The 18,772-nt window shown below is 67.5% G+C and carries 15 protein-coding genes; 10 read left to right on the top strand and 5 right to left on the bottom strand.

Annotated elements, in window-relative coordinates; translation table 11 throughout:
- Positions 1-411: 411 nt before the first annotated feature.
- A complete protein-coding gene (locus amrb99_RS53360; RefSeq protein ID WP_206700155.1) occupies positions 412-2,259 on the bottom strand; it encodes a methyltransferase domain-containing protein in 1,848 nt (615 codons plus the stop codon).
- Between the two features lie 118 nt (positions 2,260-2,377).
- Positions 2,378-3,439 carry a PAS domain-containing protein gene (locus amrb99_RS29495; protein ID WP_190862140.1) on the bottom strand — a complete coding sequence of 354 codons (1,062 nt, stop codon included), beginning with the start codon at positions 3,437-3,439 and terminating at the stop codon, positions 2,378-2,380.
- 995 nt (positions 3,440-4,434) lie between these two features.
- Here amrb99_RS29495 and amrb99_RS29490 point away from each other — a divergent pair.
- Positions 4,435-5,163: a sulfotransferase gene (locus tag amrb99_RS29490; RefSeq protein WP_190862137.1), complete on the top strand. Its 729-nt coding sequence runs from the start codon at positions 4,435-4,437 to the stop codon at positions 5,161-5,163.
- Between the two features lie 16 nt (positions 5,164-5,179).
- On the opposite strand, the gene amrb99_RS29485 is transcribed toward amrb99_RS29490, so the two are convergent.
- The 3 genes from amrb99_RS29485 to amrb99_RS29475 form a co-directional block, all read right to left on the bottom strand.
- Complete coding sequence (locus tag amrb99_RS29485) at positions 5,180-5,869, bottom strand: sulfotransferase (protein ID WP_277820061.1); 690 nt, start codon at positions 5,867-5,869, stop codon at positions 5,180-5,182.
- A 185-nt stretch (positions 5,870-6,054) separates the two neighbouring features.
- Positions 6,055-7,614, bottom strand: a complete 1,560-nt coding sequence (gene rfaE2 / locus amrb99_RS29480; RefSeq protein WP_190862133.1) for a D-glycero-beta-D-manno-heptose 1-phosphate adenylyltransferase — start codon at positions 7,612-7,614, stop codon at positions 6,055-6,057.
- Positions 7,611-8,264, bottom strand: a complete 654-nt coding sequence (locus amrb99_RS29475; RefSeq protein WP_190862131.1) for an SIS domain-containing protein — start codon at positions 8,262-8,264, stop codon at positions 7,611-7,613. The genes rfaE2 and amrb99_RS29475 overlap by 4 nt, the downstream gene beginning before the upstream one ends.
- A 254-nt stretch (positions 8,265-8,518) precedes the next feature.
- Between amrb99_RS29475 and amrb99_RS29470 the strand changes: the two genes are divergently transcribed.
- From amrb99_RS29470 to amrb99_RS29430, 9 genes are all read left to right on the top strand, one after another.
- Positions 8,519-9,553: an NAD-dependent epimerase/dehydratase family protein gene (locus amrb99_RS29470; RefSeq protein WP_190862129.1), complete on the top strand. Its 1,035-nt coding sequence runs from the start codon at positions 8,519-8,521 to the stop codon at positions 9,551-9,553.
- 119 nt (positions 9,554-9,672) lie between these two features.
- On the top strand, positions 9,673-11,442 hold the full coding sequence (locus amrb99_RS29465) for an ABC transporter ATP-binding protein (protein ID WP_190862127.1): 1,770 nt from the start codon (positions 9,673-9,675) through the stop codon (positions 11,440-11,442).
- A 120-nt stretch (positions 11,443-11,562) separates the two neighbouring features.
- Positions 11,563-11,772, top strand: coding sequence for a hypothetical protein (locus amrb99_RS29460; protein ID WP_190862125.1), 210 nt, complete (start codon positions 11,563-11,565; stop codon positions 11,770-11,772).
- The gene (locus amrb99_RS29455) at positions 11,769-12,764 is read left to right on the top strand and encodes a Gfo/Idh/MocA family oxidoreductase (RefSeq protein ID WP_190862123.1); all 996 of its coding nucleotides are present in this window, start codon (positions 11,769-11,771) and stop codon (positions 12,762-12,764) included. The genes amrb99_RS29460 and amrb99_RS29455 overlap by 4 nt, the downstream gene beginning before the upstream one ends.
- A gap of 40 nt (positions 12,765-12,804) precedes the next feature.
- The gene (locus amrb99_RS29450) at positions 12,805-13,929 is read left to right on the top strand and encodes a radical SAM protein (RefSeq protein ID WP_190862121.1); all 1,125 of its coding nucleotides are present in this window, start codon (positions 12,805-12,807) and stop codon (positions 13,927-13,929) included.
- A gap of 342 nt (positions 13,930-14,271) precedes the next feature.
- Positions 14,272-14,574 carry a hypothetical protein gene (locus amrb99_RS29445; RefSeq protein WP_190862119.1) on the top strand — a complete coding sequence of 101 codons (303 nt, stop codon included), beginning with the start codon at positions 14,272-14,274 and terminating at the stop codon, positions 14,572-14,574.
- Positions 14,571-16,256, top strand: a complete 1,686-nt coding sequence (locus amrb99_RS29440) for a hypothetical protein (RefSeq protein WP_190862117.1) — start codon at positions 14,571-14,573, stop codon at positions 16,254-16,256. The genes amrb99_RS29445 and amrb99_RS29440 overlap by 4 nt, the downstream gene beginning before the upstream one ends.
- Positions 16,243-17,193 carry a class 1 isoprenoid biosynthesis enzyme gene (locus amrb99_RS29435; RefSeq protein WP_190862115.1) on the top strand — a complete coding sequence of 317 codons (951 nt, stop codon included), beginning with the start codon at positions 16,243-16,245 and terminating at the stop codon, positions 17,191-17,193. Before amrb99_RS29440 ends, amrb99_RS29435 begins: the two co-directional genes overlap by 14 nt.
- 4 nt (positions 17,194-17,197) lie before the next feature.
- Positions 17,198-18,598, top strand: coding sequence for a hypothetical protein (locus amrb99_RS29430; RefSeq protein WP_190862113.1), 1,401 nt, complete (start codon positions 17,198-17,200; stop codon positions 18,596-18,598).
- The last annotated feature ends 174 nt before the right edge of the window (positions 18,599-18,772 follow it).

Below are 18,772 nucleotides of genomic sequence, written 5' to 3'. Positions count from 1 at the left end.
ACCTGCGGTGATTGCAAGAAGCCCTGGCCTCAAGTCGTGATCGTCGGTGTTCACACCGAAGAGGTCACTGGTTCGAACCCAGTATCGCCCACAAAACCCCAGCTCAGAGGCATGCTCTCACCGAGAGCATGCCTCTTCGCGCATCCAGCCCCTGCCGAAGAGGTCACAGGTTCCTCATGCGTTCCTGGTCCCTGCTGCATGGGGGCTCCGGGCACGGTCGGATGTGTTCGTGCTCATGTGGGAGGAATCTGGGAGATCACCTTCCTCCCACATGAGCACGAGGTCACAAGTTTCTCTTCGTCCTTCGTTGCTGCTCGTGGTCGGCACCAGTGGGCTCAAAGCCCGCTATGGCTGTGGCTGGCCGGCGTCATTTTCGATCGATCCCACGCTCGCTAAAAGAGCGCGTTGGCCCTAATCAGCAGGAAGCACGAATTGAGCTTCGGTCCCGCCGTCCTTACGCGCCAGCACCCGGAATGCGTTGCCGGTGCCCGTCCGACGCGCCACGACTGGGCTGGCCGTGCGGTCGAGGAGCAGGCCCAGGAGTAGTACGGGAACGCCGACCGTCCAGACGACGCCCCGCCAGATCCGCTGCGCCGCCGTACGCCGGATGCCAGACCAGGGGAGTGTGGGGTCGGGTGCGACCCCGTTGAACCAGAGGTACGCCGCAGTGACGAAGTCGTTGCGCTGGTGCGCGGTTGCGCGTTCCTCGGCGATCACGGTCAGGCCCCGGTCGGACAGGGCCTGTTTGACGTTGCCGATCGGCATCATGTGCTGGTGCTGCGGCTGGAACCACGGCATCCAGTACTTGCCGAACAGCCGGCCGAGCCGCCACTCGGGATCGGGCAGCTCGATGAGCAGGTGCCCTCCGGGTGGCAGGATCCTCGCCGCGGCGTCGAGCTCGAGGTCCGGGTCGCGGGTGTGCTCCAGGTAGTGGTGCATGCTCACCACGTCGTAGACGCCCTGGATCTCACCGGCGAGGTCGAGGAAGCTCCCGCGGTGCGCGTGCGCGATCCACCCGCGCCGCGCGGCCTCCTCGATCCCGGCGCCCTGGTCGAGCCCGTCGAAGACGGTGTCGGGCCACACCTGGCGCGCGGCGGCGCAGAAGTGCGCGTGTCCGGACCCGACGTCCAGCCACCGTTTCGGCGTCGCGACCGGCTCCAGCATGCGGGCGCGGGCGAGGTAGTCGTGCGAGGAGGCGGTGAAGACGGTCTCCGCGCTCGCAGCGCCGATGCCGTCGTAGAAGTCGCGGTAGTAGAAGTCGAGTCCCTCCGGGGTCAGCCGAGGGTTCTGGAAGACGTGCCCGCAGCTCCCGCAATGTTCCAGCGTGAACGTCCCGGGCTTGCGGTAGACCAGGTCCTGGCTGCGCAGCCGTACCGACAGGCCACCCGAGCCGCACCATGGGCAGGTCTTTCGCCGCGGTTCCAGGAAGCGCTCCACGCCCTTGTCCAGCTCACGGTCGTAGTACCCGCGCGCCCCTTCACGTGCGAGCGTGGCGTCACGGTCGGTCTCCGACAGCCACCGTCCGGTCATGGTCCGCACCCAGACGTACGGCTCGTACACCGGGCGGAGGAGAGCGGCCAGGTGCAGGTCGCGCGGGCGCAGCGCCGTACCCGCGAAGATCAGGTACGGCTGCAGGCAGTACACCGCGAGGCAGACGAGCGCCAGCGGCCACGATACGAATGCCTCGGCGACGAGCAGGGCGTAGGGGACGAGCGCCAGCGTCTGGTCGATCGGCGGGATCGTCCCGGCGGCGCGCAGTCGCGCCCGGCGGCGCGACAGGTCGTCGGGCGCGGCATGGAGGGTGGGCGCGACGACCAGGCCGCTGCGGTCGCGCACGTAGTGCTTGAGCCGCCGGGCCAGAGTGATGAGGTCGGGCGTGGAGATCGCCGGTGGCTCCTTGAGCTCTGCGCGGTCGAGGACGCCGGGGACGATGAGCAGCGCCGAGCCGGGACCGAGCCCCTTGCCCAGCCCGTTGCCGTCCAGCGGCGACATGTGGCGGACGAGGTCCCGGGCGGCCGTCACGGGCAGATTGCGGGGGACCAGGTCGACGATGTCGTCGCCTCGCTGCGCGGCGTACGCGGCGGCGGTGCGGCGGGTGGCCTCGTCGAGGGCCACGCCCTCCGCGACGACCGCGCGGAGAGGGACCCCGGGGGAGTCCCCGGAAGGCAGGACGGGAAGGGCGGCAGCGCGGCCGCGCAGGCGCAGCCCGTTCAACAGGAAGCCGGCGATGAGCAGGGCGGCCAAGGCGATTCCGGTCACGAGGGTTTCTCCAGATGTGCGGCGATGGTGGCGCCGCCGGCGGCCGCGAAGGATGCTTGGACGCGCCGCACGGCCTGGCGGTATCTCGGGTTGTCGGGCACCGCGCGGAGCGCGGCGCTCAGGTCGGCGGCGCGGACCCGGCCGAACCACACGCGCTCGCCCGCCGCGGCGGCGACGACCTGGCCCGCGAGGATCCGGCTGGTCGTCGCGGATTGGGCACACGACCAGGGGGAGCCCGTGTGCGAGCGTCTCGGCCACGGTGTTGTGCCCCCGTGTGACACGACCCCGTCCAGATGGGGGACGAGCGCAGAGGTTGAGGAGCAGATGCACGCCGCGACCGTCGGCGAGCGCGGCGAACATCTCGGTCAGTGCGGGCCGCTCCGCGGCGGCCGCGGCAGCGGTCGAGCAGTTCGCGGCGCTGCCGCGGCTGCCACTCCAGCTCGATGTCGAAGCAGGTGCCGATCCATTCGACCACGGCACCACCCTCGACCACCGGCGCGGCCCGGACGTCGAAGTGCCGGTCCTCGCCATCGCGGGTGCGGACCCGGTAGACATAGCGCCACGGGCGGACCGCCCTACGCGTTCGGTTCCATGACCGCAGCGTCAGCTCGCGGTCGTTGGGGTGTAGCGCCTGCCACCAGCCGTCGCCGAGGAACTCTTGTCGGCTCTGCCCGGTGATCCGCTCCCGGCCCTTGCTCGATTCGATCATGTTCCCGGCGGCATCGCTCACTCGCACGACCCGCGCGTTGATCCAGACCATGCTCTCGAACCGGCGCCGCGAGCGCCTGTGCTCCTCGGTCGCCCGGTCCGCCCGCCGGACCGCCGCGACCTGCTCGGTCACGTCGGCGGCGACCACCAGAACGCCGAGCCGCTCGTGCGTGAACCGCGAGAGAGTGAAGGAGAAGTACCGCTCGGCATCGCCGGCGTCCGCATCGGCGGGCTTCACCGGCGCCTCGACCAGGCTGACCGGTTCACCGGTGGCCGGCACGCGATCGAAGAGTTCGCCGTAGTCCTGCTTGGCCGCGGCGCCCAACGCCCGTCCGATGGGCTCGCCGAGCCGACGGTCCCCGACGAACGCCCGAAACGCCAGGTTGGTGTACACCAGACGACGTTCCGGCCCGATCGTCAACGCGACCGCGACCGGCGCCGGATCGAAAGCCTCCAGCGCCAGCCACCCCATACCGCGCCCGCCTCCAGCCATCCCCAGGCCCCAGCCGCCCAACAATTCCGCCGCCCCCGCCCCGGGGTTGCCGCCCGCGCCACACCATTTCACGCCTGAGGCGAATCTCTCCTGGTCAGCCGTCGGCCATCACCCGAAGTTGGCGCACCGTTTGAGGGGCCCTTAGCCAACCCGAGGACGAGTCGCACCGCCGACGCGGATACGGCCCGCAAGCAAGCCCTCCGGAGCCCGAATCACCTGCCTTCCTGGGGCCGGAGCAGGATGGCCGGGACGCCGGCGCCGGTGAGCGTCTCGACGACCAGCGCCGGAGGCATCGCGACGACCAGCATGAACGCGCCGCCAGATGGGGAGCACCGGGCGGCTCCAGGAGCGTCCTGTGGGCGGCCTGAGCCTCTGACCAACCCCGTCGAGGAAACAGATCCAGGCGTCCTGGTCCGCCGCGGTGGTTCCACTTGCGGCCGCACCTGCTCTTCCCTGGGAAGGGGGTAGTCGATCCACCTGCCGCGGTCCCCACTCGCGGCTCGGCGGCGATCCACGCGTTGGGCCGCTCCTGGCCGAAACCACTGCGCCGCCTGAAGCCGGGCCTGTTCTCGCCGTTCGCAGTCGGCGGCGCTCATCCCACGCCCTGAGGGTGTTTGGCCAGGTCACCGGCATACGTCAACAGCACGGGCCCGTCCACTCACCCGGCCGCCACCACTCCTTAACCCTGGTTAGTTCACGGTAAAGGATGGTGCTGCCGCTGATCAGGTCATCGAACCTGGTCGGAGCGGCGTTCCGTACGGCGGTTGCGGTCAAATGACCGTTCTGGGCGATCTCTTGGGTGTGCGAGAGGACCGGTCCGAGCAAGGTCGAAGACCCAGGGGACGGGCCTCCGATGGGACGGCGACGCTGCTGGCCGGGGGCGGCTTAATGTGACCGCGGAAAGATATAGCTCGCTTCTCTTAATATCAGAGTCCGGCGGGGTGCGGTGTCGCAGCAACGGGAATGAAGCAGGTGTGAACAGACTTGTGCCTGACCCGGTGTTCCTGTTGTCGTCCGTTCGGTCGGGATCGACGCTGCTACGTTGCGTCCTGGACAGCCACTCCATGATCCATGCGCCACACGAACTGCATCTCACCAAGCTCCGAGTGGTATTGGCGAACGAGTTCAGCGAGGGGGCGATGAAGATTTTGGGGGTTTCGCGGCGGGACTTGGAGCACCTACTGTGGGATCGCCTGCTGCATCGGGAACTGGTTCGCAGTGGAAAGCAAATCATTGTGGAGAAGACGCCGGACAGCCTGTGCCATTGGGAGCGGTTGCGAGAGTGCTGGCCGGATGCCCGGTACATCTTCCTGCTGCGGCACCCCGCCCATATCGCCGATTCCCTGTACGCCGCCCACCCGGAATTGGGATGGGAGCGCCTCTATGACGATCATCTGTCACGGTTCATCGAGCCGATGCTGCGGGCGCGGGAGAGCCTCGACGGGATTGCTGTGCGCTATGAGGATTTCACCGCTGATCCAGCATCCGAGGCGAAGCGGATCTGTGCCTACCTGGGAGTGCCGTGGGAGTCCACCATGCTGAAATATGGGCGGGTTTCGCGCCAATTCCGTTATGGGATCGGCGATTGGGGGGAAAGGATCGGGTCCGGCCGGATCCAGCCGCTGCGGCCCCTGCCCCTCCCGGAAGAGGTCCCCGACCGGTTGCACGACTGGTGTCGGGCGTGGGGCTACATGCGCGCCTGAGCCTGCTCTTGCAAGGTCAAACGAGATATCCCCATTCCCGGCACCATGGCCGCAGTCTGTCGGGGATCTCCTCCGGCCGCGGGGCCGGGCGTGCCTGGTGTATGCGGCCAGAATTGATCTTCTCCCCCCAATCTCCCACTCCCGGAGGGTACGCCTGGTCGCTGCTTGCGTAATCCAGCATGTTCGGGTCCCACGGGACTTCGAGATGGTGGCAGATGTCTTCGACGACTCCTGACGGGTCGGTGGTGAGCTCCTCATATCGCACGGTGATACCCGTGAGGTTCTCGCGTGCCTCTCGCATTGGCTCTACATCATAGAACAATCGTAGGAGCAGTATGGCGGGGTCGAATTCAGGGTGATTGTTGATAAGTGACTCGTAGATGTGCAGAGGGTGGCGTAGCAGGAAGATGTACCGGGCGTCCGGCCAGCACTCTCGCAGCTGTTCCCAATGGTGCAGATTCCCCGGTGTCTTCTCGACGATGATCTGTTTGCCGCTGCGGGCCAACTCCCAATGTAGTAGCCGGTCCCACAGTAGATACCGCAGTTCGTCGGCGGTGAGGCCGAGCGCTTCGATGGAGTTGCGTGCGAAGTCGTCCTCCATTTCGACCTGGATCTGGCCGAGGTGTAACTCGTGCGGTGCGCGTATGTCGGGATGAGCGTTCATGATGGACCGAAGCAGTGTTGAACCCGACCGCGGTGCGGACATGATGAACGTAGGTGTCACGAGAGACGTTTTCATATTATTTTCCTGATGTGCTGACCTGGTTCAAGTTCTCGTCCTGGATCCATGCGCGCCAGTACCGGGATCGCCGGTACGGTGGCCGGCACGTAGAATGCAGTGGGTGAAGAGCAGATTCGCATCCGTCTCTTTTGTGGAGGGCGGGCACGGGCTCAGGACGAGAAACCGGCGAATCCCGACTCGCGCGCCCGTTCGATCAGTCGGGTCGTCGAGCGTTCTGGGACGTAGGGGACCACGAACGTCTGCCCTCCCCAGGAGGCCACCAAGCGGGCCTCGGGAAGCTCGGACACCGTGTAGTCCCCTCCCTTGACCCAGAAATCCGGTCGCAGTGCTGTCAGCGGTATCTCCGGGGTGTCCTCGTCGAACACTGTCACCGCGTCGACGAACTCCAGTGCCTCCAGCAGGGCGCGGCGGTCGGCACAGCTGTTGACCGGGCGGTCACGGCCCTTGAGCCGGCGGATCGATGCGTCGGAGTTCATGCAGACGACCAGGCAGTCGCCCAGATTCCGGGCAGCGCGCAGCATGGCGATGTGGCCGAGGTGCAGGATGTCGAAGCAGCCTCCCGTCGCCACCACGGTCCCACCGTTGGCGCGTGCGGCCGCCACGACGTCCTCGGCGCGGCGGGGCGGGGTGGGCGACCACGGCCGCCGGTGGCCCGGCGCTCCGGCTCCCTTGCAGGACGGCGTGCTATGGGAGATTCGAGCAAGAGAATCCGCCACTGGAGTGGCGCGCTTTCGTCCCTCTGCCTGCGGACTGCCCATCGCCGCTGCGGCGGTCGGCGCGGCAGTACCGGCTGTGGCCAGGGCCAATCCCGCGGCGCCGCCCGCCGCGACATGGTCGCCGGCGTGGCTGACGGCGGTCGTCACCGCCTCGGACCGGAGCGCGCCGCCTCCCAGTTCCAGTGCCACCGACGCGGCGAAGGCGTCTCCCGCGCCGCAGGTGTCGGTCCCGGAGTGCGCGGCGGCAGGGACGATGAGCGGTATGTTCTCCCCGACGGACAGGAGAGCGCCGAGGCGTCCCATCGTCACCGCGACCGCGCTGGGGGCCCAGCGTCGGGTGAGTGCCGACGCGCAGCGCGCGGCGAGCGAGAGGACACTGCCGTCGCCCGGGTTCTCTTCCACTGTCGTCGCCGGACGCGCGAAGTGCAGGGCTTCAGCGAGGTTCGGCGTCGCGATGCGGGTTCCTGTCACGGGTGCCGGGCCCTTCGGATGCGGGTCCCAAACAAGCGGCACTCTTCCGGCGCTCTGAGCAAGGAAGGAACGGATCCACGGCCGGGCGGCCGTGCCGCGTCCGTAGTCGGAGACGAGGACGGCGTCGGCCCGGATACCGGTGAGGACGTCCGGTTCGGGGGGCGTGTCCGCGGCCCTGCTCTGTCCGCCCAGGTCCGGGCGGAGCAGGGCGTGCTGCTCGGTCCGTACACGGACCTTCTCGGGCAACGGCCCGTCCAGGGGCAGCGCGACCAGGTCGAGGTGCGCCTCCAGGAGCGCGCGCAGACACCGGCTCGCCGGGTCCGAGCCGATCGGCGTGACCAGCGTGACCTCGGCCCCCCGCCGGGCCGCGAGGTAGGCGGCCAACGCGGCGCCGCCCGGCCGGAGGTGCTCGCGCGGAGTGTCGACGACGGGGACCGGTGCCTCTGGCGACAGCCGTTCGACCGTCCCGATCAAGTCCCGGTCCAGGAGCGCGTCGCCGACGACCAGCAGCCGGCCGTTCAACGGTCCTGTCCCATGGAGGGCAGGGCATCGGCGGAGGTCGTGGCGTGTGGCGTCAGGTCCGAACCGTCCCGGTGGGACTCGGCGTCCGTGCCGAGAGCGGCGTCCACAGCGGCGCAGAGAAGGTGCACGATGACCTGGTGCACCTCTTGGGTGCAGGCCGCCGAGGGGGCGTCCACGGCGATCGCCTCGTCGACCACGCCGGCCAACGGGTTCGGATCCGGCCCTGTCAGCGCCCAGACGCGAAGGCCGCTCCACCGACCCTGGTCGGCGGCTCGCAGGAGGTTACGGCTGGCGCCGCTGGTGGACAGCAGTACGAGAACGTCGCCGGTCCTGCCGTGGGCGCGGACCTGCCGGGCGAAGACCTCGTCATAACCGTAGTCGTTGCCGACGGCGGTGAGGGTCGAGATGTCGGCGTGCAGGGTGGCGGCCGAGAGCGGAACGCGGTCGTCGCGGTACCGCCCGACCAGCTCTGCTGTCAGGTGCTGGGCGTGTGCGGCGCTTCCGCCGTTGCCCGCCGCCAACAGCCGGGCGCCTCCGGCCAGTACCCCGGCCAACTCGGTGCCCCACCGCTCGACCTTGTCGACCTGGGGACCGAGCTGTTCGAGCGCGGTGACCAGTGCTGCTACGTGCGCGTGTCCTTCGGGTGTCATGTCGGCTCCCGCGAGCTGGGGGCCGATCCGCGCCCCTCCTGACCCTTCGGCCGGAGACGTGCCCGACGAGTTCCCGAACCAAGCTGTTACCGCGGCCAATAATAGGATGAGTCAAAGTGGAGAAAGGGCTTATCTCGGGCGACTCCTTCAGCACTTGGTGAACAATGAACCATGAAATGATCGCGCCGGCGAAAACGCGTTCATGGTGGGTAGGCACGCGATGAATCACGATAGCCTGCCGTCTTGAGGTCGATATGGTTTCTCAGCAGGGCCTCGACTGTGTTGTGGTGACCGGTGGTGCGGGGTTTATCGGCTCTCATCTTTGCGAGTGCCTGCGTGCGTCCAGGGCGAAGGTCTGGTGCCTGGACAATATGCTCACGGGCGCGGTCGATAATGTGGCGCATCTGGTCGGTGACCCCGATTTCGAGCTGGTCCACTGCGATGTCACGGCCGGCATCGACGTTCCAGGGCCGGTCGATCTCGTCCTGCACCTGGCGTCGCCCGCGTCACCAGTCGACTATCTCCGGTTGCCGGTCCCCACTCTGAAGGCGGGCAGCCTGGGGACGCTGCACGCCTTGGACCTCGCCGCCCGCAAAGGCGCGCGCTTCTTGCTGGCCTCGACGTCGGAGGTGTACGGCGACCCGCTCTGGCATCCGCAGCCGGAGCACTACTGGGGGAATGTGAACCCGGTCGGCCCGCGCTCGGTGTACGACGAGGCGAAGCGGTTCGCCGAGGCGCTCACAGCCGCCTACCGGAGGACTGGAAGCGTCGACTCGGTCATCGTGCGCATCTTCAATACGTACGGCCCGCGCATGCGCTCGCACGACGGCCGGGCGGTTCCCACCTTCATCCGGCAGGCGCTGGCCGGCGAACCGCTCACCGTGGCGGGCGACGGGCTCCAGACCAGATCGCTGTGCTACGTGGAAGACACGGTCAACGGGATCCTGGCCGCCGCGGCGTCCGGTCATCCGGGTCCTATCAACATCGGCAACCCGGAAGAGACGACCATCTTGGATCTCGCACATTGCGTGCGTCGCCTCGCGCGGTCGAGTTCCTCGATCATGTTCGTGGAACGCGCCGTCGATGACCCGAAGGTGCGCTGTCCCGACATTTCGCTCGGTCGCGCCGTGCTGGACTGGCGACCGCGGATCCCAGCCGGCGAGGGCCTGGCACGGACGATCGCGTGGTTCGCCGGTCGGCCGGCAGAAGACCCGCGAACGACGAAGGTCCTCTCGTCCGAAGCCGCCGCGGTGCCCGGGGACGCCGCTTCCGTCGGTGCCGACTCTTGACCGGCGCGGCAGCAGGCCAGGAGCCGGCCAAGGCTCCCAGTGTAAGGATCTCACCCGGTCTCCTGTGGCGCGCTTCCGGCTACTTCCAGCCGTACTGGCGCAGGGGACTTGTCGTCCTGGTGTGCATCGCCGTGCAGTCCGGCCTCATCATGGTGCCCGCCATCGCCTACAAGCGGCTGGTGGACTACCTCGGCCATGGCAATGGCTCGTTCACCCAAATCGTGATCCTCGTCGGCTCGGCATTGGCGGCGTCGTTCGGCAAGGGTTTGATCGGTGTGGCGGAGTTGCTGCTCACCGAGCAGATCAGCCAGGGCATTGTGCGGACGCTGCGCCAAAGCCTCTTCGGTCGGCTGCTCGCCCAGCCGGTCGCCTTCTTCGCCGACCGTCCCTCGGGGGAGGTGATGTCGAGGTTCGGCAACGACGTCGGGGCGGTCCAGAACGTCATCACCTCGACGGTGATCGGGCTGGTCCGCAACACGCTGATCTCGGTCACCACGCTGGTGCTGATGCTCACCTTCAGCTGGAAGCTCACCCTGCTGACGGTGCTGCTCGTCCCGGCCGTCGGGCTGCCTGCACGCAGATTCGGGCGCCTGACCTACGGCGTCCGTCGCGACGTCCAGAGGAGTGCCGCCCGCATGACCTCCTACCTGCAGGAGGTGCTGAGCGTCTCCGGGATCGTGCTGGTGAAGACGTTCGTGCGCGGCCCGGACGAGCAGCGGCGGTTCGGCGCCATGGTCGACGAACTGCGCGCCTTGCAGATCCGCACGGCGCTCACCGGCCGCTGGTTCGCGATGTGGAACGACAACCTCAACCAGATCGGCCCGGCGCTGCTTGTGTTGTGCGGGAGCTATCTGGTGCTCACCGGACAGTCCACGGTCGGCACCGTCTTCGTGTTCGCGACAGTGCTGGGCGGCCAGTTCACCGGCGCGATGAGCAAGGTCGCGGCGATGTACGTCGACGTGGCCGGCGCCATGGCCCCGTTCGAGCGGATCTTCGAGCTCCTCGATCGTCGTCCGGAGGTCGTCGACGCGCCCGATGCCCGAGAGTTGCCGGCGGTGCAGGGCGCCATCCGGTTCGAAGAGATCACGTTCTCCTACGAGGGGGCGGCGCGTCCCGCGGTGATCGGCTTCACCGCCGAGATTCCCACCGGGGCGGTGGTCGCGCTGGTGGGTCACTCCGGTGCGGGGAAGACGACCCTGGCCAACCTGCTGCTGCGGTTCGCCGACCCGCAGGCGGGCCGGGTGCTGATCGACGGGCACGATCTGCGCGAGATCACGATGGCTTCCCTCAACCGGCACATCGGCGCCGTGTTCCAGGAGACCTTCCTCTTCCATGCGTCACTCCGGGACAACCTGCTCTACGCCCGGCCGGACGCATCCGACGAGGTGCTCACCGCCGCGGTGCGCGCCGCCTGCCTGGAGGACGTACTGGCCGCGCTCCCGGACGGCCTGGACACCGTGGTCGGGGAGCGCGGGCACCGGCTGTCGGGCGGTGAGAGGCAGCGCGTCACGATCGCGCGAGTGATCCTTAAGGATCCGCGGATCCTGCTCCTGGACGAGGCGACGTCCCATCTCGACGCCTTGGCCGAGCAACGCGTCCAGGCGGCCCTTCGGCTGCTGATGCGCGGCCGCACGAGCCTGGTGATCGCGCACCGGCTGTCGACGGTGCTGGCGGCCGACCAGATCCTGGTACTCGATCACGGGCGGCTCGTCGAGCAGGGCACGCACGCCGCACTGCTCGCTCGCGGCGGCCGCTACGCCCAATTGTGCCGCGCACAGTTCGCAGACCATCGGGGCATCCGGTCACCGGCCCCTGAAAAACACCCTTCGCTCGGTTTCCCGGCGAAGCAGATAAATCGACGAGCCTCGAAGGATTCGGACCCGGCGTAAAAGAATCGCCACAAGAGCCAACGAGAACAAAACGTGAACCCGGCAAAAGGATTGCGTGCCGCCCGGGTTCGCGCCGGCGGCGGGCAGGGAATGACCCCGACGACGCACCGAGGAGGAAGATTGCCCTACGAAACGGAGATTCGCGACCGCCTTATCGCGCGTGCGATGCGCGACCATGATTTCCGGGAATTGCTTCTCACCTCCGCGGCCGACGCCTGTCAGGAAGAACTCGGCCTGATTCCGCCGGGATGCGACGTGCGGGTTGTCGCCGACCGGTCGGATGTGCTCCACATCGTGCTCCCTGCGCAGCCCGAGAGAGACCCTCAGTGACCGTGCGCGTGGGCCTCATCGGTGCCCGCCGCACGCACGACGGCACAGGTCCTTTCATAGCGGCGCACCTCACCCGCGCGGAAGCGCGGATCGCTGCGGTCGCGACCAGCAGCCCCCGCAGCGCGCTCGCCGCCGCCGCCGAACTGGCAGGCCAGGGAGTGGTCTGCGAGCCATGGCCGAGTGCGGAGCGGCTGCTGGCCGAGGCGGCCATCGACGCCGTGGCCATCTGCTCGCCGCTGGACACGCATCTTCATTACCTGCGGCTCGCCCTCGAACGCGGTCTGCACGTTCTTTGCGAGAAGCCTCTGTTCTCCTGGCATGGCCCCGAGGATCTCGAAGAGGTGCAAAGCCTCATCACCGCCTACGCCGAGCGGGAACTGACCGTTCATGTCAACGCTCAGTGGCCGTACACCTTGGAAGACTTCCGGCATCTGCTCGGGCTGGAACACCTGCCCGAGGTACGCGAGTTGCGGATGGAGCTGGCCCCGTCGCGTCCCGGAGCCAGGATGCTCCCAGAGGCACTTCCTCATGTGCTCAGCTTGCTCACCGCGCTGTGTCCCGCCGTGACCAGGGTGTCGCAGGTCACCTACGAGTGCGTCGGTGATGCGCTCACCATCGGTTTCGCCGCTTCGGGGACCGGCGCTTCGACCTATGGACCGATCGATGTGACGTGCGCGCTGCGACCGTGCCCGCGCCAGCCGCGCCCCGCGGCGTACGAGATCAATGGAATGAGGGCCGAGCGTGTGGTGGACATGGCCCACGGATACCAGATGTTCTTCCGTTCCCATGGACGACACCGAAAGTTGGCGGACCCGCTGGGCGCGTCCGTCGATGATTTCCTCGCCAAAATCGCAGGTAAGAAATCCGTTGGATATCAAACCATAATCCGCAACGAGAGCCTCGGAGTGCGGCTCATGAGTTGCCTGCCTCGAGAGCTGGCCGGATTCGACCGAAACGGCAAGGAGTTGGAACGTGCCCAGGAGCGAGCATAATTTTGTCGCAAAACTTCGGCAACCTCATATAAAGGACCACGTGGATGATGTGGTCGCCGCGCTGTCGAATGAGAGCACGGGCCATCTCGGTGGTTCGCCGATCTCCATCAACCTCGACCTCACAACCGCGTGCAACTACCGGTGCGACCACTGCATCGACTACGAAATCCTCAACTCCGGGCCTGGTTACGACCAATGGGTGGTCCTCAGTTCCCTTGTATCGATGACGCTGACCGGGCTCCGTTCGGTGATCCTCATCGGCGGTGGGGAGCCCACCGTGCACCCTCACTTCGCGAATGTCGTCGAGGCGATCAAGATGCTGGGTCTTCAGTGCGCGATCGTCAGCAATGGAGGGCGCCCGGAGAAAATGCGCCGGGTCGCGCACCACCTCACCGAGGGGGACTGGGTCAGGCTCTCCCTGGACGCCGGCACGGATGAGACCTTCCAGGCCATGCACCAGCCGGTGCGGCCTGTGCGGCTGGAGGAGATCTGCCAGTCGGTCCGCGATGCCAAGAAGGCCAATCCCGCGGTCAGGTGGGGGTTCTCGTTCATCGTCTCCTGGCCCGGGCTGAACGCACCGAACGGGCGCCGGTTGGAGAGCAACGTCCACGAGATCGCCGCGGCGGCCGCACTGGCCAAGGACAGCGGATTCGACTACATCTCCTTCAAGCCCATGCTCCAGCGAGACGCGGAGGGCGCCGAGACCATCGCCTGGCCCTCCGGCGCCGAGGGGGAGTGGCTTCGGGCCGAACTGGCCGACCAGCTCGATAAAGCCTGCGCGCTTCGCACTTCGACCTTCCAGGTTCTGGAGAGTCTCAATCTCGACGCGGCCGCGGAAGGCGCCGAAAGCCATCTGCGCGACCAGCCCTCCCGCTGCGCCATGCACTTCTTCCGTCAGGTTCTGACGCCTACGGGCGTGTACGGCTGCGCCGCCTACCGGGGAGACCCGAAGGACCGGCTGGGAGAGGCCGACGCCTACGCCGGAGTGCGGTCGGTCCTCGCGACCGGAGCCCGCACTCATGCGCATGTCGAGACATTCGACGCCGCCCACGAGTGCCGCAACATCACCTGCATCTACAACTCCGCGAACCGGTGGGTCGACTCTCTGCGGGAGGCCGGCCAGGCCGCGACGGCCGGTGCCCAGATCGGGGACTACTACCTGTAGGACGTGCTCGGAGCCAGACCGTCGAGGCCGCGAATGCACTTCCATCAATATCGGCGGATTTCAAGGAGAAGGCATGCGTTCAACCGAAGACCTTCCGAAAGATCTGGCCGGCGAATGGCTGGCACAGTATCGGGAACTGCTCGAACACGCGCCCCAACTCGCGGAGCGGCTGCGAACCCGTCCAGAAGAGGAGTTCGTACTCGTCCCTGTGCCGCGCCCTCTGTTCGAGCGCCTCCGTCCAGGCTCACCGGACTCGACACCACGGCGTACGGGCGGCCACGCGACCAGCGTCACCAAGCAACGGCGGACGCTTCCCGTAGCGGTCGTCACCGGGAGGCCGTGATGACCGCCTTCTCCGACTCGTTCTTCCTGCAACTCAGTAGGGAATGGCTGCTGCACTACGCACGTTCGATACGCAACAACGACACACTGGTCGCCAAACTCGGTTCACAGGAAGAGCATTTCGAACTGGTACCGGTTCCCCGGAGTCTGCTCGACCAATTGGCGCTGCTGCCCGCCGGCGGCGAAGTCGACTGGACAGGCAAGCAGATGTCGTCGCTGTTGTCCTCCCTCGCACCTTCCGGCCGCCCGATCGAGCACCCGCGCGGGCCGGTCACCGCACGAGGCGCAGAGAACCGCCAATGACCACCGCCGAAGACCTGTCACCGGTGCGCTGGTCGGAGTACGTCCGGGTCCGCGAGCTGCACGGGATCCTTCACTCGCTCGCCAACCGCCCACTGTCCGCAGGTAACCAGAGCGCCGTGCGCAGCGCGCAGAAGAAGATCGGCGCATTGCTCGCCGAACTCGCTGCCGAGTCGTCCGCGGATTCCCTCATGCAGCCCGAGGTGCTCTCGGTGCTCATGCCCGTGCTGGGAGCCGCCGGTGGCGACATGCCGATGACGGCGGCCCGTTCCGTGGTGGGCTCGGTCGGGGCGGCGTTGCGCGGCTCCTTCCCCGTGGCGCCCGAGCCGATCTGCCATGTCGCCCGCCTCGATCCGGCTTCCGTGCGGCGGCTGGTCGTCCAGATGGGGCCCACGATCGGGCTTGGAGACGAACTGCTGTTGGCGCGGGCACTGGCCGAGCGGGCGGCGGCGACGGGCGTCTCGGTGGAGGTGGCGTCCGAGCGTCCAGGGTTGTGGACCTGGTACGAGGGGGCTCGGCCCGTCGAGGATTCGGGTTGCGTTGCGGCGCTGCGTCGCGTCGCCGAGTTGCCCGCCGCGGAACGGGCCCGGACCGCGTACCTGCACATCGACTTCGACGCTGCTCCCGGAGAGGCCGTCTACATCGGCCCGCCCGGGCTCGCGTTCGCCGGTCATTGGTCGATGCAGGGGGCCCGGGGACGGTTGCTGGACCCGTCCGACCAGATCACCTACAGCCTGCGCTATCCGGACGGTCTGCCTGAGAGCCGCTGGCTGGAGAGCCGGTGGATGGCGGGTCGCGTGCTGCCGGGAGGAGCGGGCGACCGGCCCGTGACCGCGCCCGGCGGAGCATGGCGGGCGGCCCGCATGCCACGACGTGGCCGGGTGGTCCTTCAGGTCCTGACTTCCAAGCCGAGCCTGATGCTGCCGGCGCAGTTGTACGCGAAGATCGTGGCGCGGCTGGCCGCGACGACCAACGCGGTCACCGAGGTGCGGCTGCTGAGCGCTCCCGACCAGGTCGGTCGCGACGTGGTCGCCCGGGCGGCCGACGCCATCCGGGACGGCTCACCGGTCCAGGCCGTCACGGTGGAGGCCGGCACTGACCTCGCGCACACCTTCGCGAGCGTCCGCGACGCCGAGGTGTTCCTCGGGCCCGACACCTTCACCGCCCATGTGGCGGCACTGGCCGGAGTCCCGCAGGTGTCGATGTCGCTGCCGGAGCACGCGGCATGGCGCAGCGTGGCGGCGCCGACGGTCACCGTCCCGCTCGTGGGGGACCAGGGGACGACCGCGCGGCGAGTGGTGCAGGCCGCGTCCGCCATGCTCTCCACCTCCCGCACCGAAGCGCTGGACCACCAGGCAGCGACATGGGCGGAACGGATCGCTCGAATCGACGATGCCGTGTGCCGCTACTTGCACGACGAAGATCCCGGCGGCCTGCAGCCGCTGGCGGAGGAGATCAAGCCGGCGCATGACACCGTGACGGTCCTGACCCGTGCGACACCAACAGACGCCGCGTGGCTGACCGACGACCTGCCTGCCATGCCGCCGCCCGCAGCCGAGTCCGCGCATTACCACCGACCGGCAGATCTGGCCAATGCGATGGTCCGCTGGTATCGGGGGATCGCAGCGAGCAATCTGTCGGGCCTGCTTCTGGCGCGGAAGGCGGTCGCCGATGTTGCCTCCTGATCTGTACGAGCGCCTGGTCCGGCTGAACGAAGCCCACAAACCCGCGAAAGACGGCTTCTACGCCGGCACGGAGAAACAGCGCGGCACTCTCCTCACGGAAGTGCAACGGGCACGAGATCAACTGCTGGCCACTTTCATGGCTCCGGTCTGGGGGCGGTGGCCCGACCTGGAAGCGCTGTCGCGGGAGACCCGGGAGTACGCGCGCCGTTGTGACTGGACGCTGATCGACCTGGTCGCCCTGGCCGCGTCTCTGCGCGTCGGCCCGGCGGAACTGAGTCGCCGGCTCGCCGCTCCGCTGCTCGCCTACCAGGCACTGCGAATGCTCGACGACGTCATCGACGGCCATCTGGACTACAAGGGCGGATACCAGACCTTCTATGGAGCGATGGTTCGGGCCAACGGCGTCGTCGCGGCCCGGGGACTCACCATATGCACCGCGGCGGCCCTGCTGGCCGAAGGAACCCGTCACCTGGACGAGCCGCAAGCGCGGCAACTGCATGAGACTCTGGCCGCCGCGATCCAGGAGCTCCATGGGATCGGCCCGAACGAACACCAGGACTACCTGCGCATGGTCGAGGGCAAGATGGGGGCCTACAGTTCGATCATCTACGGCCCGGTCGTCGCCGAGCTCGCCGAGGTGCAGACGGTCGAGACCTTCCTGGCTCGGACATTCCGCGTCTCGCAGATCATCAACGATCTGCACGACCTCGAAGACGATCGAGCACGGAATCAGCCCAATTTCTGGCTGCTGTACCCGAGCGCGGGTGAAGCCGCCACGGCCTGCGGCCTCCACCTCGATGAACTGGAAGCGGCCTACGCCGCACTCCCCGACATAGCGCGTCCATACGGGGACACCCGGCTGGCGGACCTGTCGGGCTATGCGCTCGAAGTGGCAGAGCGTCTGCCTGAAACGCACAACATCCCGGTGAAAGGATGAGCCGATGCGCGTCCTCATGGTCGCCTACTACTGGATAAGTGACGGCAAAGAATCGATGATCGGCGTTTGCAAACGCTGCGTACGGGTGGGAACGGCGCTGGCAGAACGCGGACATGAAGTTCTGCTCGCACCGCACGGCATGAAGGTGCGCGCACCAGAGCCGCCGGGCATCACTTTTGTGGAACTGCCGTGGACGCCGGCACAAGACAAGAACGCATGCTTCGGCCTTGCCGAAGACGGACAGAACAGGGCGCCGATGCTGGACCGGCTCGCCGAACTCGCCCCCGACCTGCTGGTGATAGGCGAAGCTCCGCTGAGCGGCATGTTCTTGGAGACCGCCATGTGCGCGGCGGAACTCGACCTGCCCACCATCATCTTCGACAATGCCTACGGCGATTTCCTCGCCGAGCAGATGTGGTACGGGCAGAACGGCATCGCCGACGCCATGGTCCTGACCGGGCCGACATCGTTCCACTGGAATGACGCCCCGGAGTGCGTGCGGCAGGTCCCGCCTTTCGTCGACGACGTGCCCAACGCCGCCGACGACCTACTGGGCGACATGGGCATCCGCGCGGCGCCTCTGGTGACGATCTTCGCCTACGACGCCAAGGTCGAACGCGTCGCCCTGGACGTCGCCGCGTCCCTGGACGCCGACGACCCGACGCTGCTCTTTCTGTCACGCGACCCCGAAGCGCTGCGAGCGCGACTCGGCGAAATCCAGCCGCGCGTACGAACCCATGTCATCGCACCCCCAGCCGATCCGGTCCTGTTCGACCTGCTGCGGCGGTCGAAGCTGGCCATCGTAAAACACGGCTTCATGCAGATCACAGAGGCCGTTTCGCTCGGCACGCCAGTACTCTCGATCCGCCACAACGGCCCCGAATGGATGGAGTACACACCGGAATTCTTCCGCCAGTTCGCCGCCGTCACCTCGGGGAACGACCTGGCCGAAACCCTCTCGGAAATCGAGCGCCTTCTGGCCCTCCCTCCGGATGAGGTCGCCAAAGTCCATTCCGGGCCGTTTCATGCGGCCGAACAAGCGGCCGCCTTCCTGGAACGGGCGTATGCGGCGGGACGGCGCGACAAGCAGGAGGAGTGCGAAGCACGCGGCTTCACACCCGGCCGAGTGGCACGAGCTTTGCGGCACCTGGTCGGCCCAGAGGTCTCATCCGTCCACACGGTGCGGGCCACACGCATCAACGTCTCACGTCAGCGAGATCAGTATGCGCTCTACGTCGGCTACACCGCCGACGGCACGGACCGCTCAGCACGCCTGGTCGGAACGCTCTACTCGTTCCCCGGCGCGGCCCATGGCCCCTGCGCATCCGATCACACCGACGACCATTCGCTGTACACCTCTCCCGACGGACGCATCGTCATAGGCCTAGAGAGCTTCGGTAGTTAGAGTCACCGACTGTGGCTTTCCGGTTACCGGCCTGCCCGAGCGAGCGGTCATCTCTAGTGTTTCGCTCGAAAAGTTTCTTTCTGTTTGAGAGACTGGAGTATGCGAACCGCTGCCCCTCTGGCATTACGTGATGGAGATGTGGCCGAGCTGCGTCGGCTGGAGTCGGCGCGCAGC

Source organism: Actinomadura sp. RB99, from assembly GCF_014706005.1.
GTDB lineage: Bacteria > Actinomycetota > Actinomycetes > Streptosporangiales > Streptosporangiaceae > Spirillospora.
This window is presented reverse-complemented; position numbering and strand designations above follow the sequence as displayed.

Excerpts from the sequence above, each read along its gene's own strand:
- amrb99_RS29440 (WP_190862117.1), top strand. The coding sequence starts at position 14,571 with ATGACCACCGCCGAAGACCTGTCACCGGTGCGCTGGTCGGAGTACGTC.
- amrb99_RS29475 (WP_190862131.1), bottom strand. The coding sequence starts at position 8,264 with ATGACACCCGAAGGACACGCGCACGTAGCAGCACTGGTCACCGCGCTC.
- amrb99_RS29430 (WP_190862113.1), top strand. The coding sequence starts at position 17,198 with ATGCGCGTCCTCATGGTCGCCTACTACTGGATAAGTGACGGCAAAGAA.
- amrb99_RS29495 (WP_190862140.1), bottom strand. The coding sequence starts at position 3,439 with ATGGGGTGGCTGGCGCTGGAGGCTTTCGATCCGGCGCCGGTCGCGGTC.
- amrb99_RS29435 (WP_190862115.1), top strand. The coding sequence starts at position 16,243 with ATGTTGCCTCCTGATCTGTACGAGCGCCTGGTCCGGCTGAACGAAGCC.
- amrb99_RS29485 (WP_277820061.1), bottom strand. The coding sequence starts at position 5,869 with ATGTCCGCACCGCGGTCGGGTTCAACACTGCTTCGGTCCATCATGAAC.
- amrb99_RS29445 (WP_190862119.1), top strand. The coding sequence starts at position 14,272 with ATGACCGCCTTCTCCGACTCGTTCTTCCTGCAACTCAGTAGGGAATGG.
- amrb99_RS29470 (WP_190862129.1), top strand. The coding sequence starts at position 8,519 with ATGGTTTCTCAGCAGGGCCTCGACTGTGTTGTGGTGACCGGTGGTGCG.